Source organism: Bacillus sp. L_1B0_5 (assembly GCF_000836715.1).
In the GTDB taxonomy this organism is placed as follows: Bacteria; Bacillota; Bacilli; order Bacillales; family Bacillaceae_G; genus Bacillus_A; species Bacillus_A thuringiensis_S.
The window spans coordinates 18256-42933 of sequence record NZ_JXIS01000116.1; the positions used below are offsets into that span (position 1 = coordinate 18256).

Consider the following 24678-nt stretch of genomic DNA (forward strand, 5'->3'; position numbering starts at 1 on the left):
GTACTACCTGCTCCTCTTTTTTAAATTTAAAATTAAAAAAGAGGAGCTAAACTTATATAAGCTTAGCTTGATGGGTATGTGGCGTAACTTTAAAATTAATTACATCTTTTTCATAACATAAATAATTTTGTATAGGGAGATGAAAGGATTTTTTAAAATAATAAAGAAGTATGTATAAACAAATATATAAATGGTAGTTATATGGATCTCGGACTCGTTATTCCCGAGAAAAAAGGAAGTCACTATTTTTTTGACGAGTATTGTCAAAAGGATATAGAACTTATATTAGAGTACAAATGGCTAGGGTTTAGCTTGTATGAAATTAAAGAACTGTTTCTTTATAAAAATTTAGGGAAATCCTTAGACTATGAAAAGGATAATTTTTATCAATCTTTATTTAAAGTAAAATATGAAAAGATTGAACAAGAAATAAAAACTTTAGAGGAACGAAAATGCAAATTAAAGGAAGTGTTACATAATTTATCTATAGAAACTGAAATTTCGAGTTCAATTTTAGGGGTAGATTTAAAAGTACTTCATTTATTTAAATGTGTTAAGTGTAACGGAAATTTAATTCTTGAAGATGGCATTATTAATAAGAATAAAATTATTGAGGGAAAGTTAATTTGTAATTGTGGTGAAAAATACACGATTATTTCAGGGGTTTTAACAGCGGGTAACTCATTGAAAGCGTATGAAAAGAAATCACTTGAAGATTCTATTTCGGATTATATTCATGAAACTGATACTGCTTTTTTGGAAAATGTTCAAAGAGGAGGGGAATGGGCGAAAAAGAAACTAATGCAATTAGATTTAAATGAAAAAATACTACTTGATTTAGGGTCTGGTATTGGGTTCTTTTTACGAAATATTTATGAAGAACTACCGGAAGAGTGTTTATATATTGCTGTTGATCGAGATTTGAATAAACTTTTACTTTTAAAAGATGTAATTGAGAGAAGAAACGTGAAAAGAAATATGTTATTTATCTGTGCCGACTTTCTAAACATACCTATTCAGAATAATTCTGTTGATATTGTAATCGATCAATCAGGTACAAGTAATTATAGTTTTGAACATGAGGAGTTCTTATTGTGCGAATTAAATTCCCTTTTTAAACACAATTGTTATTTATTAAGTTCATTTATTTTATTTAATAAATTTAGTATAAATAGCCAAATTGCACCTAGACTCAGAGAGAATTTTACATCTGCAAAAGTAACAAAAGAAATCGAAAATTTACAGTTTCAATCTATTGATGAAAGTACTTCAAATTATTTGATACGAGGGGGAAGGTACGAGGATTTCTTTGTTCAAGGAGAAGAAATTTATACATATTCATTTTTCGGAAAAAGATGGGGTTAACCCCATCTTTTATTTATTTCCCCTTAAAACTTTTCAAATAGTACATATTGCTATTGGGTTGACCCAAGAACTTACAATGTACGTAACACAAAGTTAGGCAGGGGGAAAAGTGATGGGAAGTTTACGATTACATATAGAAAATAAAAAAAGAAACCAAGAACTAAGAAATATTTGTTTATATTCAATTGCAAAAACAGTATCACTATTTGGTAGCTCTATTTATAGTTTTGCATTAGGATTGTATATTTTACAAATAACCGGATCTGCGTTAAATTTTGCAATTTCGCTCATATTAGGAACGATTCCAATGATTGTTATGAATCCATTTGCCGGTGTCATTGCTGATAAGGTTGATAAAAAGAAACTGGTTATTTGTATGGATTTACTAAGCGGATGCTTATTAATAACTGTTTATATATTAAGCAGCTATTATGGATTAAACTTATTCATCATTTATACTACTACCTTTCTTATGACAGTATTTACAACTTTTTTTGGAATAGGTTTAGAGGCCGTAAAACCGAATATGGTCACTAAAGAGCGGTTAATGAGTATTAATTCTATAAGTAAAATTATCGATTCTATATCTTTAATTCTAGGGCCTATGTTAGGGGGGATTGTTTTTGCAGTCTTTGATATTAAAATTTTTATAATTATAAATGGTATTTCATTTATCCTTTCGGCTATTTCCATATTGTTTATTAACTTTAAATTGTTTGAGCAAAACATAAATGAGGAATGTTCAATTAGAGAAATTAATTTTATTGAAGATATAAAGGAGGGATACTCTTATTTATTGGAGCGGAAAAGCTTAAAAAATACTTTTAGTATTTTAATTTCTCTTAATTTCTTTTTAGGCTTTGCTGTAACTATTCCGTTGCCATACATTATTAACACAGTTCTCAATCTTAGTTCTAAGCAATTTGGTATGATTCAAGGGACTTTCCCGATAGGTATGATAGTTGGTGCAATATTAGTAAAAAAGATAACTGATTGTTTTTCTTATTCTTATCTATTGAAAAAAATAAGTTTTATGTTGGCAATTTTTATGATAGTCTCTGGAATACCTGTTTTATTTAAATCTATTGTAGTAAATAATTTGGTATATGTTACTACGTATTGCATGATTATGTTCTTTTTAGGATTTATGATAGCACAAATTGATATTCCTTTAATGTATTTCATGCAAAATGAGATTCCTGAAGAATATAGAGGAAGAGTTCTTAGTATTGGATTAAGCATAGGTAAAATAATGCAGCCAATAGCACTTGCAATATCAGGACTATTATTAAATTACATTCCAGCCTACACGCTTCCTATTGCAGGGGGGATTGTATTTTTTATTTTGAATAAAATTTTAGCAAATAAGTTAAATTTAGAAATTCATTCAAAAGATTATAGTGTTTAACGTAACTTAAAAAGCGCAGGATGCTAATCCTGCGCTTTTCTATCGTAATTCAGCGGTTTTTCTAATGACAATCTTATCAATATCATCTTCTTCATCACCAATAAATAATCCGCGTTCTTTTAAATATGCTTCAAAATATAAATCTGCTTCAGCGCGTTCGTCATATGGCTTTACAGAGAGAACGAAACCTAATTTGTTTTGTTCTTCTAAGTGAGAAGTGGAGATGTAAGCCGGTACATTATGGCGTAAAAAGAGTTCTTTAACCGGAATAATCATATCTTTCATTAATTTCGTTAGCATACCCATTTCAAACTCGAAATTAAAGCGATCTATACTAGATAAATCAGCGAATACTACACCGATAAAACCTGTATTAAATACTTCTTGATATTCTACATCTTCGTCATGGCCGCCGTAAAAATTCTTTTCGATTAAATAATTTACAAAATAAGCAACGCCATCACTTTGTTCAAATGGTTTCGTTGAAAGAACAAAACCAATTTTCTTTTGTTTATGTAAATACACACATGACATGTATGCTGAAATGTTATGTTCTTTAAATAAAGCACTTGTTGCTCCTGAGAGACCATCTAGTACGTGATGAACAATTTGAAGTTTTTTACGAGCGAAATAATAGGATTTCTTTTGTAACTCCAATGTATCAATAAAGACAGAGCCGATAAAGCCTGTATTTGAAATAATAGGTGCTTGCTTTTTTCTTCCTCTGCGCTTTAATGGAGCCATTGTTAAAATCATCCCTTCATGTACGTTTAAAATAAAAAAAGAACGTTTGTTCGTATATTTATATTTTACTATTAAAACGCTATAAAGTAAAGGGTTTTTGATGAAAATATAACAAAAAAGACACCTTATAAAAGGTGCCTTAAACGCTGTAAGGAATAGGGTTTACCCTAACTATTTATATTATGATACAGAAACAATCTCTTCTGTATCTTCTACATCTAAATGACAGTCCATAGTACGAACATCTTGATCTTCATGACTTCCGAAATAAATAGTAATTTTCATATGTATCGCTCCTTTATTCTAGGAATACCTAAAATAATTACTAGTAATGTTAATATTTATTATATACCACTTTTTTCATTCCGACAACGTTATATCATTTTTAATTATTTTAAACTATTGAGCACAATTTAAAGAGGTACTTTTTATAGAAAATGATAAATTTCTAATATGTTATATTTAATATAGAAGAATTCGAGTGTTACTTTTTATGAAAAGGAGAACTATTGATGAATTATAAACAACTACTAATAGATAACTTTGCATTTAAAACTTCATATGTCGCACAATTTGTGCCCGGAATGAGTATAAAAAAAACGAAAGATTATATTGCTGTTGATTGTGGATTACCTGCCGATACATTTAATATCATCACTCTACTAAACAATAATTTAACGGAAGGGATCGAGAAATTATATAAAGAGGTAGAATACTATTATCAAAGAAATTTTCCAATGAGTGTTTGGTTATGGGATGAGGAGAAAGAGCGGGATATAAAAAGCGAGTTAATTAAAATCGGTTTAAAAGAAGCGGAACAGAATATTGCGATGGTAGTAGACTTAAAAACAATTTCCCCAACAATAAACATGCCAGTAAGTTTTACTATTCAACAAGCATCTTCACCTGGACAAATAAATAAATTTGGAGAAACGTTAGCTGATCTATTCGGCACATCAGAAGAAGGTATACATGTACAAGCATTCTATAATCAAATTTCTAATCTTGATTTATGGAACAGTGAGAATATGAAATTATTTTTAGGATTTTATGAAGGTGAAGTCGTAACTGTTGGTTCATTGATATATTCAAAAGGTAGTATTGGTATTTATGACATAGCAACTAAAGAAGAAATGAGAGGACGAGGATTCGGATCTACTATGTTCAATTTCCTTCTGCAAGAAGCACAAAAATTTAAAAATACGTATTGTGTATTACAAGCTTCACCAGATGGAATCAATATTTATAAAAAATCAGGATTTCAAGCTATCGGCAAAATGACTGTATTGGAAAATCGACATTTAATTGAGTAAATCATTCAAGTTAAATCGTCTTTATATAGGAGCTTATAAATTGTTATGAAAAAGATATATCTCGTTACAATAATTTGTGCCTTTATAGTAATAAGTATCTTTGTTTTTCAGAAAATAAATGAACATAAGTATACTAAAGCTATTAATCAATCAAATCATATAAAAAATATCGCACATAGAGGTGCTTCTGCGTTCGCACCTGAACATACAATAGAGGCATATCAATTAGGCCAACAAATGAATGGAGATTATATAGAAATTGATCTCCAAATGACAAAAGATGGACATTTAGTGGCTATGCATGACGAAACCTTAAACCGTACAACAAATGGTACAGGGCTAGTGAAAGAGCATACATTAGAAGAAATAAAGCAACTAAATGCAGGTTCTTTTTTCAACGAAAAATATCCGAACTTAGAAAAGAAAGAATTTGAAAATGCTAAAGTTCCAACATTAAAAGAAATTATTGAAACGTTTGGGCATAACGCACACTATTATATTGAAACAAAATCACCTAATCAATATCCAGGAATGGAAGAAAAATTATTAGAAATTATTAATCACTACGAAATACAGGATAAAGTTATTATTCAATCGTTTAGTGAAGAAAGTCTGCAAAAGATTCATAGCTTAAATAGTAATATATCTTTAGTACAATTATTACCATATAAAAAAGCAGTTCAATTAACAGAATTAGAGATAGAAAAGTATAAAACGTACTGCATAGGTCTTGGTATGAATTACAAATATATTGATTCAGATTATGTAAATAAAATAAAGAAAAACGGATTAGAAGTTCATCCATTTACAGTAAATAATGAAAAAGATATGAAAAAGTTACTTTCATGGGGAGTCGACGGGATGTTTACTAATTATCCGGATCGTTTACATTCCATATTGGATTTGAAAAGTCATGAATAAGAAGTGTTATTCATAAAGGGAAAATTTACACAACCTATATATTAGGATTAATAATGCAAGATGGCATGTTGCATATAAAAAGAAAATACCAAAAACCGCAACTAGAAGACCTGGGTTGCGGTTTTTTTATTGCTTCGATTTCAGTTTACAAAGTTTGAAGCTAGAAATGAAAATCTTTTTAGATGAATTGGCTTCTTATGTATTTGTACTTCGTTTCGTTCTAGGTATATGTACAACCCATGAGACGAGTTTTGCATATGATAATAGAAAAGGAGATGTTGCATATTGAAATACCACACTAGAAATGTAAATAATCTGAATAACTTAGCGGATAATACGAAAGCTGCAGCTTTTAAGTGGTATCAGTACTGTATTGACAATGGAATTGAAGTATTAATTTATGAAACAATCCGTACGGTCGAGCAACAACGTGAATATGTTCGTAAAGGAGCATCACAAACGATGCGATCATATCACTTAGTAGGACAGGCATTAGATTTTGTTCCAATTCAGTCGAATGGTACAGAAGATTGGAATGGCTATAATAAAGAACCGTGGGCATCAGCAATTCGTTATGCTAAACAAATTGGTTTTGAATGGGGCGGTGACTGGAAAGGATTTGTGGATAGCCCGCATTTGCAATATAACTACAAAGGGTATGGAACGGATACTTTTGGAAAAGGTGCTCAAAACGTAGCAACTCCTCCCATGTCGAATGATAGTGTAGGGGTTGCTTATATTAACGGTAGTAATGTAAATTTACGAAAAGGACCCGGTACTGGATATGGCGTTATTCGTCAATTAGGGAAAGGAGAGTCCTACAAAGTATTTGGACAATCAAATGGCTGGTTAAATCTAGGTGGCGATCAGTGGATTTATAACGATCCATCATACATTCGTTATACGGGAGGAAATGTACCAGCAACTTCACAATCATCAAACGATGGTGTAGGTGTAGTTACTATAATCGCGGATGTATTGCGTGTTCGTACCGGCCCAGGAACAAATTACGGCATTGTGAAAAACGTGTACCAAGGTGAAAAATATCAATCGTTTGGATATAAAGATGGTTGGTATAATGTTGGTGGAAATCAATGGGTTTCTGGTGAATATGTTACGTTTGTAAAGTAAAAATAAGAGCCGTCCTGCTGGGCGGCATTTTATTTTAAATATTCATAGGACGAGCATTCATAATATCATTTGTGATACATAGAGTATAATTTTTCATTCTAATAATCAGAAAGTAATCAAAATGTAATTAATTTCAACTACGCTTTTTATATTTTTTTGATACACTGGCTACGAGGGGGATACCAATTAAGGTCGGTAAAAACCAAAACCATATAGGCGGAAGTAAATTTATAATGGGAATATGGATGCCGACATTTACTAAAAGTGCGGTGACTGCACCAATATAAGAACCTAACATGCCTCTAATGTGGTGATGGAGCCAATTTTTCCAACGTTTTTTTCGTGCAAGGTATCCATAAATTGCAAATGAATAAGAGAAGATTGCTACATAAAATAAATATGCGATTTTATCCCAGTTGATAATGGATAATATTATTGCCGTAAGGGTGATGACAACATAGGATGCATGATATATTTCGCCCCATTCGGTATGTTTTCCTTTCTTTTTTTTGGCAACCATCGCTACAATTCCAGTGATTAAGCATATTGTTCCAAATAGTATGTGTATGGTTAAAAGAATGTTAAAAATGCTCATAATAATTCCTCCTTTTTTATTTTTATAGTATTGCAGTATAGGAGAAAAGTTGAAAAATATAGTTAGTTCGGCTTAATATATTGAAATAAAGGTATTCCTAGAACAAAAACCAATGATTTAAATGTTTTCTCAAATTTAGTGAGATGATTATTATGTTAAATGAAGGAGAGACTTCTATGTTTACATCTATTACATATTTACAATCGGGCAATGACAAGCAACAAAAAATATATGATGTTTTGAATAGCCTAAACATAATGGAGGATTTAGCTTTATATAATCCCGTTCTTTGCGGGACAATCCCCATAAGAATTGATACTCCTCAATCTGACTTAGATATTGTAATGGAAGTATATAACTTTGATGTTTTTGAGCAGGAAATGAGATCTTTATATGGTTCTTATGGAGGGTTCAACATAAAAAAGAAAAAAATTAAAGGTACTGAATCGATAAAGGTGAATTTTGAATTCGAAGGTTTTGAATTTGAATTATTTGCTCAACCTAAGCCAGTGCGTAATCAAAATGCATATAGACACATGATAGTGGAGCACATGCTATTAATGCAGCATCCGCATATAAGGGAAGAAGTTATTCGCTTAAAGGAACAAGGTTTAAAAACAGAACCTGCTTTTGCTCAAGTATTAAATATTGACGGAGATCCTTATGAAAAACTTATTTTATTAGGGCAGGAAATGAAATTGTGGTAAATAAGATACGTAAAAAATCCTCCAAAAACAAAAGAGGATTTTTTTATGCTGTTAACTTACGAATTAATTCACTGAGCAATTTAATACCGTTAGTCATTTGTTCTGGTGAAGCATATCCATATGATAAACGAATGTACTGATCTGATTCTTCTTCATAAATACGTCCTGGGTTTAAAAGAATTCCTTTTGATAAAGCCTCTGAAAATAGTTTTTTCATCGGAATGTTATGTACAACCTTTAGCCATATAAAAAATCCACCACTAGGAATATCCCACGATGCAATATCTGCACAATATTTATTTAAAGCTCGTATCATTATTTGTCTTCGCTCTTTCAGGTGCATTCTTACGTTTGCTACATGTTCTTCATAAAAACCTTCATTTATCCATTCAGCAGCTACTCTTTGAGATAAAGAGCTGGATCCATAGTCTGTTTGCATTTTTATATCTGACAATCTATCAATAACGGGTTCTGGTCCGATTATCCATCCAATTCTAAGTCCTGGGCTAAGTGTTTTAGAGAGACTACCAATATATAATACATGTCCATGTTTATCCATCGACTTTAAAGGAGCTGGAGGTGATTCATCAATCCATAACTCTCGGTATATATCATCCTCGATGATAGGCAACTGCTCCTTTTCACATATTTTTAATATTTCTTTTCTTCGCTCTTTGGACATCAATATCCCCGTTGGATTTTGAAAACAAGGGATTGAATATAAAATATTATTCTTTTGACTATATTTAATTCGTTTTAATAAGTCGTTAGGTAAAATACCGTGATGGTCCATTGATATACCGGATAAATTTATATTTGCTGATTGATAAACATGAAGTGAATATAAGTAAGAAGGTTGTTCAAGTAAAACAGTTGATTTTCTATGTAATAGACCAATCGATATTAATTGTAATGCTTGGAGTGCACCAGAGACTATTAATATAGAATCCGGTGATGCATGTATTCCAAATGATCTTACATATTTGCTTATTGCTTCACGTAACGGATAAAAACCTTTTTGTTCTTCGTATCCGAAATAATCTAATTCCTCACTGACGTTTTTTATTATAGATTGCATAGTTTCGAGCGGGAAAAGATGAGGTGCAAGTTCACCTTTACTAAGATGGATAAGCGTTTTATTTGCTTCTGCTTCATTTATTTCTCGCACCATTAACTTACTTGGCTTATGAATACCGGCTTTTACATATTCACTCCAATCGGGCGGAGGATTAGTTGCTAATAATGACCATGTATTATTCATTACAATTGTTCCTGCTCCGATTTGTCCTTGAATTAAACCATCTGCCATAAGTTCATCTAGCGCAGTAATTACAGTACTTCGATTTACATTAAATAATTTTGCTAACTGCCGCTGACTAGGGATTTTACTTCCAATTGGCCATTCTCCGTTTTCTATTTTATCTTTCATATAGTCTATTATCTGCCGATATTTGGGCATTTTTTTATCGGTTGTCATATAAAAAACTCCTTCGTTAATTTAAAAGATCCAAAGTGGTTGGTTTTTCCGATAAATAACTGGTTGAAGACATTGTATCAACTATTAAATATGATGAAAAGAAATAATTGGTAATTTAAAAATGGTTGGTTTTTAGGGAAGGAGAGAAAATATGCATAATAAAAAATGGGATTTACGCATTATATGTGCTCACGCTTTTACAATTCTTATATGGGGAACTGCTTTTCCAGCAATTCGTATGGGGCTTGAATCTTATACGCCTGAACACCTTACTTTACTACGCTTATTAATCGCCTCATTTATACTTTTGTTATTTTCATTTATATACAAACTACGACTACCACATTTAAAGGATATCCCAGCAATTTTCATATTTGGTGCTCTAGGATTTACTATTTATCACATCGCATTAAACTACGGCGAAAAAACAGTAAATGCTGGATCTGCAAGTTTAATCATTTCAGTCACTCCAATAGTAACGGCAATTCTTGCTTCTGTTTTTTTGAATGAAAAAATGAAATTAAATGGCTGGATCAGTGGTGTAATGAGTTTTGCAGGAATTGCCTTAATTTCATTTAGCCAAGGCGACGCTATTCAATTGAATAGCGGGGGATTATTTATATTATTAGCGGCGATTTCAGAAAGTCTATTTTTCGTTTTTCAAACATCTTACTTAAAAAAATACGGCTTCTTACCATTTACCATATATACAATTTTGTCTAGTACTGTATGTATGCTTATTTTCTTACCCGGAGTTTATCAAAAAATACTAGCAGCTCCTCTTGAAGTTAACTTGAGCGTTATATATTTAGGTGTCTTTCCAACAGTACTCCCGTATATTGCATTGGCCTATATTATATCTCGTGCTGGTGCTTCTGAAGCAACAAGTTCTCTATATTTAACACCAATAACTGCGTGTTTCATTGCTTGGATATGGTTAGGAGAAGTGCCAACTTTAGTTTCGATAATTGGCGGAGGAATTACTATACTTGGAATTGTAATTGCTCATATACCAATATTAAGAAAAGAAAAACATAGGAATTTAGCAAATAATCAATCCGTATAATGTAATTCAATAATGATTTTATGATACTTTTTTATATAGTTTCTTTCTTATGTTGATAAATATAATATTTTGTATTTCAGTTAAATATTGTATGTTACATTTTATGTAGTAAGCATTTTAAAAGGAGCTGACAACATAATGAATGGAAAAAGAAAAATTTTCACATGTATTTCTATTGTAGGAATCGGACTAGCTAGTTTTTCTAATTCTAGTTTCGCAGCAAGTGTAACGGACAATTCAATACAAAATTCTATTCCCGTAGTTAATCAACAAGTAGCTGCTGCAAAGGAAATGAAACCATTTCCCCAGCAAGTTAATTATGCAGGTGTTATAAAACCGAATCATGTTACACAGGAAAGTTTAAATGCTTCTGTAAGAAGTTACTACGATAATTGGAAAAAGAAATATTTGAAAAATGATTTATCTTCTTTACCTGGTGGTTATTACGTAAAAGGAGAGATTACAGGTGATGCGGATGGGTTTAAGCCACTTGGAACTTCAGAAGGTCAAGGGTATGGGATGATAATTACAGTATTAATGGCTGGTTATGATTCGAATGCTCAAAAAATCTATGACGGTTTATTTAAAACAGCAAGAACTTTTAAAAGCTCTCAAAATCCTAATTTAATGGGATGGGTTGTCGCAGATAGTAAAAAAGCACAAGGTCATTTTGATTCTGCTACTGATGGAGATTTAGATATTGCGTATTCTCTTCTTCTTGCTCATAAGCAGTGGGGATCTAATGGAACAGTTAATTATTTGAAAGAAGCACAAGACATGATTACAAAAGGTATTAAAGCTAGTAATGTTACAAATAATAACCGACTAAATTTAGGAGATTGGGATTCTAAAAGTTCACTTGATACGAGACCATCTGATTGGATGATGTCACATCTTAGAGCTTTTTATGAATTTACAGGTGATAAAACTTGGCTTACTGTTATTAATAATTTGTACGATGTTTATACGCAATTTAGTAATAAGTACTCTCCAAATACAGGGCTTATTTCAGATTTTGTTGTAAAAAACCCACCACAACCCGCACCTAAAGATTTCTTAGATGAGTCAGAATATACAAATGCATATTATTACAATGCTAGTCGGGTACCATTGAGAATTGTAATGGACTATGCGATGTACGGCGAGAAAAGAAGTAAAGTCATTTCTGATAAAGTCTCTTCATGGATTCAAAATAAAACGAATGGAAATCCTTCAAAAATTGTGGATGGTTATCAATTAAACGGATCAAATATTGGTAGTTATCCAACTGCTGTATTTGTTTCACCGTTTATTGCTGCAAGTATAACGAGTAGCAATAATCAAAAGTGGGTAAATAGCGGTTGGGATTGGATGAAGAATAAGAGAGAAAGCTATTTTAGTGATAGTTATAATTTATTAACTATGTTATTTATTACAGGAAATTGGTGGAAACCTGTACCTGATGATAAAAAAATACAAAATCAAATAAATGATGCAATTTATGAAGGAAACGATAATTAATTAAATTTGAGAATGGTTACTTAAGAAAGGAATTAGCATACGCTAGTTCCTTTTTAATGTTTTGTAAAACATTATCCATTCTAAAATTCGCATAGATCTACTTGCTTTTTTCATATACATAGTTATTGATGACTCTATGTTTTTATGAAGGGAGAGTATTTCTTGGAAAAAGTATTATTTTTCGGAGACCCAGGTATTGATGACTCATTTGCCATTATGTATGGTTTACTGCATCCCGAAATTGAAATTGTAGGTATTGTAACTGGATACGGAAATGTTGAGCATATACATGCTGCACATAATGCAGCGTATATTTTACAGTTAGCAAATAGACAAGACATTCCTGTCATTAGTGGTGCAACAAAACCACTTACAGAAGAAATTACTACGTACTACCCTGAAATTCACGGGGCAGAAGGATTAGGGCCCATCCATGTTCCAGAAAGCGTATTATCTATTCCAATATACAATTTTGGTAGTATCGCTGCGATTCTTGTAAAGTACGGAAAAGATTTAACGATTGTCGATGTAGGAAGATCTACCTCGTTAGCAATTGCTTTTAATTTATGGAGTGACTTAATGCTGAATGTAAAAGGAATCTATTTCATGGGTGGCGTCTTTTTAGAAGTAGGAAATGTAACACCATTAGCGGAGGCAAACGTGTATGGAGATCCTATAGCAAGTAAAATTATTTTCCATCAAGCAAAGAATTTATTAATATTCCCTTTAAATGTAACAAACAAAGCTGTGTTAACACCAAATGTATTTAACTATATTCAAGCTAATACAAAGAATCCATTTCATATGATAATGAAACCAATGTATGATTACTATCTATCCGCATACCAAAAGCTTAATCCATCTATCGAAGGACCTTTGCTACATGATGTGGTTGCAATAAGTGGATTAGTAAATCCAAGTTTTTTTGAATTTGTGCATCGTACAGTAAATGTAGATACATACGGAGATACGAAAGGGCAAACATTTGCTGATTTTCGCCCTAGCTCTATATCTGATGGAGCACATATAGCACTAGAAATAGATGAACAAAAATTCATTCAAGATTTTATAAAAATCATGTTATAAGTTGCTGTCGAAAAAGGGAATTATTTCACTACGTTGAATATAAACATACATCCTCTATATAAGGGAGCTTACAATATTGAATGTCCAGTTAAAGGTTGTTACGAGAGAAAATTGGGAAGAGGCATTAAAGTTACAAGTTAAAGAAGATCAAAGAAAATTTGTCCCCGCTGTAGCAGTTTCACTTGCTAAAGTATATATAAAACCAGATGGTGACAATGTAGAGTACATACCATTTGCTATATACGATGGTGAGCTTATGGTTGGTTTTGTTATGCATGCTGTTGTAATAGAGACATCGGATATGTATTGGATTAACGGATTTATTATTGATCAATCGCAGCAAGGTAATGGTTATGGAAAAGCAGCATTACAAGAAAGTATTGATATAATAAAAAATACTTTTAAATCGTGTAAAGAAATAAGATTAACCGTACATAAAGATAATCTCTCTGCAAAGAAATTATATGAACGATATGGTTTCATATCATTAGGACAGGAGTATGATGGTGAGCAAGTGTATCGTTTATTTGTTTAACTATTATGAAGTAAAGGCGTGAAATTTGAACAAGTATAGATTGAATGACTAGGAGGAATATCAATTGAAAAGTAAATTCCATTATATTGTACGAGCAGTCATGATAAAGGATGAAAAATTATTAGTTGCTGAATATATCGGCCATCATTATTTTTTACCTGGTGGCCATGTTGAAATTGGAGAATCAGCAGAGAATGCATTAAAAAGAGAATTAAGAGAAGAACTTGGAGCAAACTGCAGTATAAAACGATTTTTAGGAGTTATAGAACATCAATGGCAAGATAAAGAAGTGCTTCATCATGAAATTAATCACATTTTTGAAGTAGAGTCACAAGATTTACATACGGACTTAACACCGAAATCTAGCGAGTCTCATTTAGCATTTCACTGGATAGATTATAATAAAGAAGCCTTAAATCATTATGAAATCATGCCAATGCCTTTAGTAAAGGAATTACTAGAAAGAAAGTTAAATGATGAACTACTAAATTGTTGGATTAGTAATTTTTAAATTACTTTATTTATAGTAAATACGTCTATCGAATGAATATAAAGAAAATAGGCTGAAAAACAAGGTACATCACCTAGTGTAAGTTCATATTTTGTTGATGTACGCATTTAGTCTATAGTCTTGTTTCTACTTTGTTTAAAAGAATTTATTAACTTTAATATTTGGACGGAATTTACATTTATAAATGGAGGGTTTCATAATGAATCAGTTTCAACATGAACTACAAACATTAAACCTTAATGATTATCAAACTGGTAATGTTGTGTATTGGGATCAACAACAAAGTCAATATCCATACTACTACATTCAAGACGATGCACGTCGTTGCGGCGGATGCGGAGGGTGTGGTGGACGCTGTGGCGGTTGTGGTGGTGGTAGATGTGGCGGTTGTGGTGGACGTTGCGTAGGTTGCGCTGGCTGTTTTGGTTGCTTTAATTGCTGGAACTGGTGGGTTATTTAAGTATAGAAAATCCAAGTTATTTTATATGAAAGAAAGGTGTAAATACTGTTTATACTTTTCTTTCATTTTGTAATTTTGTATTAGTGTTAAGGGGGATTTATTTGTATACATACGAAAAGTTGATTTCTTGGGTAGAGAATATAAAAGAAAAAAATTATAGTTCTGCTACAGCTCTTTGTATTATAAAAGATAATAAAATCGTACTAGAGCATTATAGTGGTTATCACTCAAATACATCTACAACCAAGAGAGTAACAGCATCTTCACAATTTAACGTTGCTTCTGCTCGAAAAAGTTATTTAGGATTAATGATAGCATATGCGCTTTACGAGGGGAAAATAAATTCTATCGATGATGAAGCGATAAAATATTTTAAAGACTTTGATCCTGTATTGCTTGGTAAAACGACGATAAGACATTTAGTAACACATTCGCACGGATTAGAAGAAACGAATGACGGGACAATTTTTCGTGAATTTGAACCGGGACAATCATGGGCGTATAGAGATATTAATGTAAGAATGATGACACGTCTTATTTATCAGCTATATAACAAAAGTTTTCCTGAATTGTTAAAGGAGCGTGTGTTTAAACCTGCTAATTTTCAAGAAACAGGTTGGAGAGTTCAGCGAGATGAAAATTTAGTTGACGTTGTTAATAATCCAAATGAAGACGCAATTAGTGAAATTGGTACGGTAGATGACGGTACTGAAAAAATTTATTTGTCTCAGCTAGAGAATTTGCGCAGTGGGGTAATCTTCATTTAAATCAAGGTATGATAGATGATAAACAAATCGTTCCAAAAGAAGTTATAAAAATCGCTACGAGTTTGCAAAGCCCAACATTTATAAACAAAGAGCTACCACAAAATGGGGTGTTTTGGTTCATCCAAAATGAGCCTGCACAATTAAGCGAACTTGGTGAACGTATTCCAAAAGGATCGTATCAAATATTAGGGATTACTGGACCGACTATTTTAGTAATACCTGAATATAATGTAGTTGTTGCAAAAATGTATAATAAAAGATATAACTACGGTGGTGATAATTACTTATATTATTTACGTGAATTTAGTAATTTAGTCGCTGATACATTTAGTAACGGTAATAGGGCATAATTACTCCTATAACAAAAAGGAGTGATTGAAAGTGAAAGATAAAGTGAACAAAAATAAAAAGCAAAATATAAAAGATGTAAATACAGAACAAAATGCAATTTATAGCGATCCTAAAGATGCAGCTAATATGCAAACTGTACCGCAGCCGAAAGATTTTGATGAAATCGAATATTAATTTTTCATCCGACTATATGATGAATAAAAAATACGTCTTAAGTCTCATCACATATAAGAAATTATTTGATAACATATATACATAAGCATTTGAAAATGTCTTATCTTAACAAAGCTTTCTTTAGAAATATCTGATATAACCTGCAAAAGGCACTTCTTTATGAAGTGTCTTTTTGTGTATATGAACTTAATTACCATTTTCCGTACAGTATCTTGCAATTTATGATGGATATACTAACTGTGAAAATTCATGTCAAGATAAAAGAAGGGGACAGTTAGTATGAAACAAACTTCTATAAATCCGTTACTAATTGTTCTAGGTACAATCATTGTTCAAATTGGCCTTGGAACAATTTATACATGGAGTTTATTTAATCAACCCCTTGTAAGTAAGTTTGGATGGAATCTTAATTCAGTAGCGATAACTTTCTCCATAACAAGTTTTTCTTTATCATTCTCAACTTTATTTGCAGCAAAGTTGCAGAAAAAATTAGGACTGCGGAAACTTATTGCTACTGCAGGACTTGTTTTAGGACTCGGCTTAATACTTAGTTCACAAGTTTCTTCCTTACCACTATTATATTTATTAGCTGGTGTCGTTGTTGGTTATGCGGATGGAACAGCTTATATTACATCACTATCTAATTTAATTAAATGGTTTCCAAATCGGAAAGGGCTTATTTCAGGTATATCTGTATCAGCGTATGGAATGGGCAGCTTAATCTTTAGATATATAAACGGAAATCTTATCGATAACCTTGGTGTATCACAAGCATTCTTATATTGGGGTATTATCGTGTTACTTTTAGTATTAATCGGATCGTTCTTCTTACGTGAGGCAATTGTAAGTAATGCTGTAACTGAAACATTACACAATGACTATACTCCGCGTGAAATGATGCGAACGAAACAAGTATATCTGCTATTTTTTATGTTATTCACCTCGTGTATGGGTGGTTTGTATTTAATAAGTATGGTAAAAGATATCGGCGTACAACTCGTTGGACTTAGCGCAGCAACTGCTGCAAACGCCGTTGCTATGATTGCAATCTTTAATACAGTAGGTAGAATCATTCTTGGGACGTTATCAGATAAAATCGGCCGAATGAAAATTGTCTCTGCAACATTTATTATTATAGGATTGTCAGTCTTTACTTTAAGTTTTATTCCGCTAAATTACGGAATCTATTTTGCTTGTGTAGCAAGTGTCGCCTTTTGCTTCGGCGGTAATATAACTATATTCCCAGCTATTGTCGGAGATTTCTTTGGATTAAAAAACCATAGTACAAATTACGGGATTGTCTACCAAGGTTTCGGATTTGGTGCGCTTGCAGGATCATTCATTGGAGCGATACTTGGAGGATTTCAACCAACTTTCATTATAATTGGTGTTTTAAGTATTATTTCCTTCATTATTTCAATATTAATCCGTCCACCAACTGCAGAAAAGACAAAGGAACTAAAACATCTACATCGGAAAGTGGCGTAATACTAAAAAGAGTCCTAATATAGGGCTCTTTTTAGTACAAAACATTTTTTTGTGTAGAGAGAATAGATTTATTTAATTTAAAATGAAATGAGTAGCAGATACTTAGAATATTCATATTGTTTTATAAAGGAACTAACATGTTGCTAAAAAATATTTAGAAAATTACAGTTAACCAACTTTGTGATGGAACGTGCACTTCATTCATAGACCATTATTTTCTTATAAGTTTACAATGAAAGTAGTTGGCTTTTATTGATTACAACCATAATTTCTTCTGTTGTGGCATTCGCTACAACAAATATTGATGACATTTTTATACTACTTGTTTTATTTTCACAAGTAAGAACAGAAGTAATTAGGAAAGAAGGAAGAGCTGTCCGCGAAAAAGCTACGAGAAAAAAACTTTATATTGTTATTGGACAATATTTAGGATTTAGTATGATTATTTTTCTAAGTATCATTGGGTCTTTAAGCTCTTTTTTTATTCCTGTTTCGTGGATTGGGTTATTAGGATTAGTGCCAATTTATATGGGGGTTAAAGGACTATTGTCACTTCGTTCTTATAAAAGTAATGAAGTTATCGATAACGTTACTGTTTCATTATTTAAAGTAGCTTCAATTACATTAGCTAATGGAGCTGACAATATTTCGATTTATATACCAATGTTTGCTAGTCAAACACTTGAAACAAATATCGTTACATTAGTTATCTTTTTTTCCATGATAGCGATATGGTGTTTTATTAGCTACAAATTGATAAAAGCTCCTATACTAGCTAAAGTACTTGAGGAAAACTGTCATATTATTGTTCCAATTGTTCTAATTGGTTTAGGAATGTTCATTCTTTTTCGTAGTGGTACAATTGGACTATTCTCCTAAGGTGTTGAAATAACGGAAGTTTTCATAAAAAAGAATTGAACAACTTTAATATTTTTTTGAGCAATTACATTCATTGAGATTAATTAGATTCTACACAACGTATATAAGTCTTATTACAGATGAAATGTAGTAGGGCTTTTTTTATTTTAGTGAAATGAAACAATTGTATTAGTGATCTACGACTATTATTTAAACAGGACATTAGAATTATGAAGTTGAATAGCTATCGTAAAAGGAGTGTGATACTTAAAATGAAAATAGTACAGCAGTGGGTACAAGAAGATAGTGATTACATAAGAGAGAAAGTAATTGAATACAATCAAAAATATCTCGCAGATGAAGAAAAAACACCTTCAGAAAAGGTTAGTTTCATAGTAAGAGATGAAAAAGAAGAAATCGTAGGCGGGGTAACAGCGATAACTTTTTGGCACCATATACACGTTGACTTTCTATGGGTTTCTGAAGAATATAGGAATGAAGGTTACGGAACCAAGTTAATAAAACTTATTGAAGAATTTGCAATTGAAAAAGAGTGCAGGTTAATCAATTTAGATACTTTTAGTTTTCAGGCACCTGATTTTTATAAGAAGCATGGATATAAAGTAATCGGAGTAAGTGAAGATCATCCGAAAGGACACAATCGATACTATTTAGAAAAAAGGTTATAAAGTATATAGAATTCAAAAATGAATCAATTAGAGCATAAAGAGCGTACATTGAATAATCAATTTCAAAATACGCTCTTTTTTATTTTGTAATGAAGGACTATCGATTATTAACTTTGCTAAGAGCAGATAAATGAAATACTCAATTAACTTTTTTATATTTTAAAACGAATAAATGGTAGAATGTAACAAAGATAGAAAATTCCCATTATTAGAGGTGGACTTAGATGAAAAAAGTAAATGTTACATATGCACTTTTATACGATAAAACAAACGAAAAGATCTTAATGGTAAAAAACAAAGGGGAAAATGGTTCTTATTATACATTACCAGGTGGCGCAGTTAAATTAGGAGAAACGTTAGAAGAAGCAGTAATTCGAGAAGTAAAAGAAGAAACAGGGTTACATATAAATGTAAACGGGATTTGTTCTATCAGCGAAGCCTTTTTTGAGGAAAGAGATCATCATGCAATTTTCTTTAATTTTCTAGGTGAAATAATTGGCGGAGAGACATATATATCAAGGCCAAAAGAAATTGAAGAGATCACTTGGATGGAATTACATATAGCAGCTCCATATTTACGCATACCAGAACATTTACTAGATTTATTACAAAGGAAAGAAACAGTACCGTACTTTTTTAACGGAACAATCGTTCATCAATCTTCATAAAAATATTATCTCATGTAAGGTGGGGAAAACATGGAGTTCATCGTTAATCACAAACAATTTACTCAAGCACTTTCAGAAGTTAACAAAGCGATATCAACAAAATCTTTAATTCCTATATTATCTGGTATAAAAATAACTGCAGATCAATCTGGAATTACTTTAATTGCAAGTAACTCGAATATTTTTATCGAAAAATTCATTCCTGTTTCAATTGAAGACGAAAAGATTGCAACTATTATAAAGGCAGGAACTATTGTTGTACCTGCAAAGTATTTCATTGAAATAATAAAGAAAATGCCAAGTGATATAGCAATAAAAAGTAAGAATGAGCAATTAATTACGATACAATCAGAAGAAATCACATTAAGTTTAAATGGATTTCCTGCAGATGAGTTTCCGAATGTACCGCTTATAGACAATCATGCAGAAATCAAAGTAGAGACAGAGCAATTGATTGAAGTATTTAAACAAACAGTCTTTGCGGTAGCGAAAAATGAATCTAGACCTGTTCTTACTGGGGTGCATATAGAGTTATCTAATAATAAGTTAATTTGTGCTGCAACTGACTCACATAGACTAGCGATACGTGAAACATTGCTTTCCTCAGATGTAAAAGCAAATTGTATTGTACCAAGCGCAACCATTAGTGAACTTCTAAAATTAATGAACAGCAATTCGGAATTCGTATATATCTACCTTTCAGAGAGTCATATTATATTTACGCTCGGAACAACTACATTATATTCAAGACTAATTGAAGGGGAATATCCTAATATTTCCAACCTTATTCCAAATGACTTTAAAACGATTATTAACATAGATAGAAAAAAGATATTACAAGGTGTAGACCGATCAAGTTTATTAGCAAGTGAATGGGCCAATAACAATGTTAACTTAGAAATCATAAACGAATCTACAATTAAAATTTCTTCAAACGCTTCTCAAATTGGGCAAATATCCGAAACGCAACAAATAGATGCAATTCAAGGCGAAAAACAATTAAATATATCTTTCGATGGGCGTTTTATGGTTGATGCTTTAAGAGCAATAAAAGAAGAAACGATTACTTTAAGCTTTGGCGGTTCTATGAGACCGATATTGATTGAAGCAGGAGAGCAATCTGCAGCAGTACATCTTATATCACCAGTAAGAGCTTATTAGGGATAGAGGAAGGGATTACATTATGTACAAGCAGACTTTTGTTTTATGAAATCATAAATTAATACATTATAAGAATGATGTATTAGTATAGCAAACAGTTTACTAATTCCTACATAATATAATTCATAGACAAAGCAGCAATGGTAATCTGAAATACAAAGCAAAATAATAATAACCTAAATATAAAAGCCATAGATTAATCGATATGGGGTGAGTACGATGAAGAAAATAATTGTTTTACTCATTGGTATAGTTTTAATTATTTTTGCTTTTTATCAATACAACAAAAAAGACTATGCAGCTAAAAGTGCTAACTTGTATGTAGAAGACTTTAAAGGGGCAAATGATTCAATAAAAATACAATCTGCTATTAATAAAGCAGCGTCTAGTAAAATAAAAACCGTATTGCTTGATGATAAAAAGTATAAAATCACGTCACCAATCACTGTTAAAAAAGGTGTGAAATTATTATTTGGTTATGGATCACAATTTGTGGTTGAGGGAAACTTTAGAGTTCTAGAACTAGAGAAAAACGCATCCATTGAAGGAGCGTATATAGCTATTGACGATCCTAAATTTAACTCTGAAGTTATTTATTTAGACGGTAAAAATAAGTATTATAACACTTGGAACAAAACACAAATAAAAGATATAAATATTATCAATTGGACGGAAACGAATAAAGGTACCGGAATTTCTTTATACTCTGCTGGAAAAGAAAATGAAATTTCGTTTGTTAACTTCGAAAACATTAAAATTGTAGGAATGGAAACCGGACTAAAATTAGTAGCAAAAAAACCGAGCACCGGACAAGCTTGGATAAATGCCAATCGTTTTATGAACTTTTCTTTAGAAGACTGTGTAAATATGATTTATATGGATAGTCAAGTAACTACGCCAAATGAAATTAGTGGGAATCAATTTACAAATCTTCAAATACAGCCTTCAAATAAAACAAAAAGCATTATACAGGTAAGTGGGCAGCATAATGAATTTCATGGGATGGTATGGGATTTAAATAAAATAAAACATGAAAACGAACTCGTTGAACTGACTGATAAGAGTATGAATACAGTGGTTGAAATGTCCAGTGTACCAGCAAATAGAGTTTTAGATAGTGGGAAATCCAATATAGTGAAATAAGTTTAAATACAGAAAACAGAGCGAATTCTTTATAAAAGGATTCGCTCTGTTTATATTTTAAAATTAAATTTCCTTCCACCAATCTGATGAAGGATAATTTGTAGATTTAAACGTAATAGATTCGCCAATTTGAGGCGTTGTAATTTTAACTCCTAAACGGTTAGCTTCTTTCGTAACACGTTCTATCGGGTCACTCCATTCGTGTAATGCTAACGTAAAAGCACCCCAATGAATCGGAAGAAGTAATTCTCCTTTAACATCAATATGAGCTTGTACCGTTTCTTCAGGCAACATATGAATCGCAGACCACCTCGGATCATATTGCCCGCATTCCATTAATGTAAGATCGAATGGACCGTATTTATCACCAATTTCCTTAAAGTGAGGGGCATAACCGCTATCACCACTAAAGAAAATTTTAGTCTCTTGACCAAGAATAAGCCATGAACACCATAATGAACGATCTCTATCTGTCATACCACGTCCAGAGAAATGCCTTGCAGGTGCACATACTAACTTAATATTATCAAACGTAATTTCGTCCCACCAATTATGCTCACTAATTTTATTAGGCGAAACACCCCATTTAATAAGATATTGTGCAACTCCAGTTGGAACATAAAAGTGCTTTGCGCGATCTTTTAACTGCATAATACTTTTGTAATTCAAATGATCATAGTGATTATGAGAAATGATAATCGCATCAATTTCTTGAAGGTCATCACGTTCTAAAGAAAAAGCACCACTATAGCGTTTACTATTAAACAAAGGAAATGGGGAAGAGGCATCTCCAAACATCGGGTCTAATAACAGTTTTTTACCTTCGATTTTCAAAAGAGAAGCAGAATGGCCAAACCATGTAACACTCTCTAACGATTCATTATCTTTATTTGATAAAACGATAGGCAAATCCTTTATAGGACGCAGCTTTGATTTTATTTTAAAGTAATCCGTCATTAAACTTATAATATCTTTCGGTTTAAAACTCAAATCAGTATGAATTTGATTTGTATATTTCTTATTCATTCGTTCTCCTTTTTACGATTAACAATTTACGTATGTTGTTATTGTAGCTATTTGTAGTTTAAACTATATTATTTTACCTTTCATCTAAAATGCCTTGTATTTCATAAATCCGTCAAATTCATTATTTGTATCTATAAAGTACAAATCGCACAGCAGCAGCTAAGACAAATATTAAGTACATGTAAATTGTTTTTATTTAGTAAATTCCTTCTTATACGCAACGAAGAACATACGTTTCGTTGTATGTTATAGAAGAAAATATGTCTCTAATAAAAGAAAGAAAGGAGAGGATGTAAGTGCACATAGAGCGAAAAAAGAAATCAAAATGTAAACTATCAAAATCTGAAATCATGCATTTGTATACTGAAGGGAAGAGCACCTTAGAAATCGCTATGCTTGCTAATGTGTCTGCAAGGTATATTCGTATGGTTTTATCAGACAATAACGTACCAAGGCGCGCTATAGGGAGTTGGAAAAGAAAGTATGACATAACAGAAGATTATTTTAAAACGTGGTCAAACAATATGGCTTATATTTTAGGGTTTATAGCAGCAGATGGTGTTATACAGAAAGAAAATCAATGTGTCAGTATATCTCAAAAAGAAAGTTATATTTTAGAAGATATAAAACAAGAACTAAACACCAACCAGCCACTATATCGAAATAAAAAAACAGGCGTATATATGCTAAATATTAATAGCAAAACAATAAAAGACGACCTTATGAACATACACGGAATTATGCCATGTAAATCATTTAACATCGAATTTCCTTTTGTACCAGAAGAATATTTGCATCATTTTGTTCGTGGGTATTTTGATGGGGATGGTCATGTTAACTCTCACAAATACTTTGTTAGTTTTGTTGGAGGATCATATAATTTTATGAATTCTTTTAAAGATATCCTTGAGAATAATAAATTCCAATTAAGTTTTGTTGACAAAGAAAAACAATATCGTATTTACCTAAGTGGTAAAAATAATGTTATTAAATTTTCACGGTGGATTTATAAAGATAAAGGTTTACATTTAAAGCGTAAATATAATATTTTTCAACAAAAAGAATAATGTCATGATGATCGACTAATCTACGAGCAAGTTCAATTATAAAAGCAAAATCTACGATGAATTATTAATCGAAATCAAATTAATTATAAATACAGTTTAGTTAATCTAAAAAGCAACTTGTTTAAAATTAATGATTAAACAAGTTGCTTTTATTTTGTTTATTAACGATTATATACAAGAATATAAATTACGAATTCCAAAGCTATCAAATCACATCAATTCAAAAACAATGAACTAATCACTAATAAAGAAAAGGGAAGTGTAAAACATTCAACTAATATATAATAAGTTTATTACTTTTTACTAGTTGACATAATATATATTATAGGCAGTTATAGAAACAAAGCAATATCAGGTATCAAAACCCAAGTAAACTATACTTAATGAGACGAAACGGAGATTTTTAGTGAGATTCACAAGAAATCTTATCTAAACAAATTTCTTCAGTTTTTATCGTTTTTATTTGT

The 24678-nt window shown here is 31.5% G+C and carries 24 protein-coding genes and 1 pseudogene; 21 read left to right on the forward strand and 4 right to left on the reverse strand.

All coding sequences use genetic code 11. The annotated features are described in order from the left end of the window. Window positions 1-201 precede the first annotated feature (201 nt). A complete protein-coding gene (locus RT27_RS27725; RefSeq protein ID WP_043938403.1) occupies window positions 202-1365 on the forward strand; it encodes a MerR family transcriptional regulator in 1164 nt (387 codons plus the stop codon). 112 nt (window positions 1366-1477) lie between these two features. Beyond that, window positions 1478-2773 carry an MFS transporter gene (locus tag RT27_RS27730; protein WP_029442464.1) on the forward strand — a complete coding sequence of 432 codons (1296 nt, stop codon included), beginning with the start codon at window positions 1478-1480 and terminating at the stop codon, window positions 2771-2773. A gap of 39 nt (window positions 2774-2812) precedes the next feature. On the opposite strand, the gene RT27_RS27735 is transcribed toward RT27_RS27730, so the two are convergent. Continuing rightward, complete coding sequence (locus tag RT27_RS27735; protein WP_000035355.1) at window positions 2813-3517, reverse strand: hypothetical protein; 705 nt, start codon at window positions 3515-3517, stop codon at window positions 2813-2815. A 512-nt stretch (window positions 3518-4029) separates the two neighbouring features. Between RT27_RS27735 and RT27_RS27740 the strand changes: the two genes are divergently transcribed. From RT27_RS27740 to RT27_RS27750, 3 genes are all read left to right on the forward strand, one after another. After that, window positions 4030-4830, forward strand: a complete 801-nt coding sequence (locus RT27_RS27740) for a GNAT family N-acetyltransferase (RefSeq protein WP_029442465.1) — start codon at window positions 4030-4032, stop codon at window positions 4828-4830. Window positions 4831-4875: 45 nt separating this feature from the next. Continuing rightward, complete coding sequence (locus RT27_RS27745; RefSeq protein WP_043938404.1) at window positions 4876-5751, forward strand: glycerophosphodiester phosphodiesterase; 876 nt, start codon at window positions 4876-4878, stop codon at window positions 5749-5751. Window positions 5752-6036: 285 nt separating this feature from the next. Then, window positions 6037-6882: a M15 family metallopeptidase gene (locus RT27_RS27750; RefSeq protein WP_029442468.1), complete on the forward strand. Its 846-nt coding sequence runs from the start codon at window positions 6037-6039 to the stop codon at window positions 6880-6882. Window positions 6883-7015: 133 nt separating this feature from the next. Here RT27_RS27750 and RT27_RS27755 read toward each other — a convergent pair whose 3' ends face one another. Next, window positions 7016-7477, reverse strand: a complete 462-nt coding sequence (locus RT27_RS27755) for a DUF2306 domain-containing protein (RefSeq protein WP_016081401.1) — start codon at window positions 7475-7477, stop codon at window positions 7016-7018. A 176-nt stretch (window positions 7478-7653) separates the two neighbouring features. Between RT27_RS27755 and RT27_RS27760 the strand changes: the two genes are divergently transcribed. Then, the gene (locus tag RT27_RS27760) at window positions 7654-8184 is read left to right on the forward strand and encodes a DUF4269 domain-containing protein (protein ID WP_029442469.1); all 531 of its coding nucleotides are present in this window, start codon (window positions 7654-7656) and stop codon (window positions 8182-8184) included. Window positions 8185-8227: 43 nt separating this feature from the next. On the opposite strand, the gene RT27_RS27765 is transcribed toward RT27_RS27760, so the two are convergent. After that, window positions 8228-9661: a PLP-dependent aminotransferase family protein gene (locus RT27_RS27765; protein WP_043938405.1), complete on the reverse strand. Its 1434-nt coding sequence runs from the start codon at window positions 9659-9661 to the stop codon at window positions 8228-8230. A gap of 151 nt (window positions 9662-9812) precedes the next feature. Between RT27_RS27765 and RT27_RS27770 the strand changes: the two genes are divergently transcribed. The 14 genes and pseudogenes from RT27_RS27770 to RT27_RS27835 all read left to right on the forward strand — a co-directional run bounded on the left by RT27_RS27770 (window position 9813) and on the right by RT27_RS27835 (window position 22118). Beyond that, complete coding sequence (locus RT27_RS27770) at window positions 9813-10727, forward strand: DMT family transporter (protein ID WP_043938406.1); 915 nt, start codon at window positions 9813-9815, stop codon at window positions 10725-10727. 138 nt (window positions 10728-10865) lie between these two features. Next, on the forward strand, window positions 10866-12227 hold the full coding sequence (locus RT27_RS27775) for a glycosyl hydrolase family 8 (protein WP_043938407.1): 1362 nt from the start codon (window positions 10866-10868) through the stop codon (window positions 12225-12227). Between the two features lie 162 nt (window positions 12228-12389). Continuing rightward, window positions 12390-13313 carry a nucleoside hydrolase gene (locus tag RT27_RS27780; protein ID WP_043938408.1) on the forward strand — a complete coding sequence of 308 codons (924 nt, stop codon included), beginning with the start codon at window positions 12390-12392 and terminating at the stop codon, window positions 13311-13313. Window positions 13314-13389: 76 nt separating this feature from the next. Then, window positions 13390-13848 carry a GNAT family N-acetyltransferase gene (locus RT27_RS27785; RefSeq protein ID WP_029442474.1) on the forward strand — a complete coding sequence of 153 codons (459 nt, stop codon included), beginning with the start codon at window positions 13390-13392 and terminating at the stop codon, window positions 13846-13848. A gap of 64 nt (window positions 13849-13912) precedes the next feature. Beyond that, a complete protein-coding gene (locus RT27_RS27790) occupies window positions 13913-14359 on the forward strand; it encodes an NUDIX domain-containing protein (RefSeq protein WP_029442475.1) in 447 nt (148 codons plus the stop codon). Window positions 14360-14558: 199 nt separating this feature from the next. Next, complete coding sequence (locus tag RT27_RS27795) at window positions 14559-14819, forward strand: heterocycloanthracin/sonorensin family bacteriocin (RefSeq protein ID WP_001071343.1); 261 nt, start codon at window positions 14559-14561, stop codon at window positions 14817-14819. A gap of 101 nt (window positions 14820-14920) precedes the next feature. Beyond that, window positions 14921-15936: pseudogene (locus RT27_RS27800) on the forward strand (serine hydrolase domain-containing protein). A gap of 31 nt (window positions 15937-15967) precedes the next feature. Then, entirely contained in the window at window positions 15968-16111 is a 144-nt protein-coding gene (locus tag RT27_RS35455) for a hypothetical protein (RefSeq protein ID WP_000653680.1), read from the forward strand. Window positions 16112-16390: 279 nt separating this feature from the next. After that, a complete protein-coding gene (locus RT27_RS27810) occupies window positions 16391-17599 on the forward strand; it encodes an OFA family MFS transporter (protein WP_043938409.1) in 1209 nt (402 codons plus the stop codon). 252 nt (window positions 17600-17851) lie between these two features. Next, complete coding sequence (locus tag RT27_RS27815; protein WP_000633410.1) at window positions 17852-18478, forward strand: cadmium resistance transporter; 627 nt, start codon at window positions 17852-17854, stop codon at window positions 18476-18478. A 251-nt stretch (window positions 18479-18729) separates the two neighbouring features. Beyond that, window positions 18730-19146, forward strand: a complete 417-nt coding sequence (locus RT27_RS27820; RefSeq protein ID WP_029442478.1) for a GNAT family N-acetyltransferase — start codon at window positions 18730-18732, stop codon at window positions 19144-19146. 224 nt (window positions 19147-19370) lie between these two features. Continuing rightward, window positions 19371-19814, forward strand: a complete 444-nt coding sequence (locus RT27_RS27825; RefSeq protein ID WP_029442479.1) for an NUDIX hydrolase — start codon at window positions 19371-19373, stop codon at window positions 19812-19814. Window positions 19815-19844: 30 nt separating this feature from the next. Continuing rightward, window positions 19845-20975, forward strand: coding sequence for a DNA polymerase III subunit beta (gene dnaN, locus RT27_RS27830; protein ID WP_043938410.1), 1131 nt, complete (start codon window positions 19845-19847; stop codon window positions 20973-20975). A gap of 219 nt (window positions 20976-21194) precedes the next feature. After that, window positions 21195-22118, forward strand: coding sequence for a hypothetical protein (locus RT27_RS27835; RefSeq protein ID WP_043938411.1), 924 nt, complete (start codon window positions 21195-21197; stop codon window positions 22116-22118). A 63-nt stretch (window positions 22119-22181) separates the two neighbouring features. Here RT27_RS27835 and RT27_RS27840 read toward each other — a convergent pair whose 3' ends face one another. Further along, window positions 22182-23144, reverse strand: a complete 963-nt coding sequence (locus tag RT27_RS27840; protein ID WP_043938412.1) for an MBL fold metallo-hydrolase — start codon at window positions 23142-23144, stop codon at window positions 22182-22184. 296 nt (window positions 23145-23440) lie between these two features. Here RT27_RS27840 and RT27_RS27845 point away from each other — a divergent pair, with 296 nt between their 5' ends. After that, entirely contained in the window at window positions 23441-24211 is a 771-nt protein-coding gene (locus RT27_RS27845) for an LAGLIDADG family homing endonuclease (RefSeq protein WP_043938413.1), read from the forward strand. The last annotated feature ends 467 nt before the right edge of the window (window positions 24212-24678 follow it).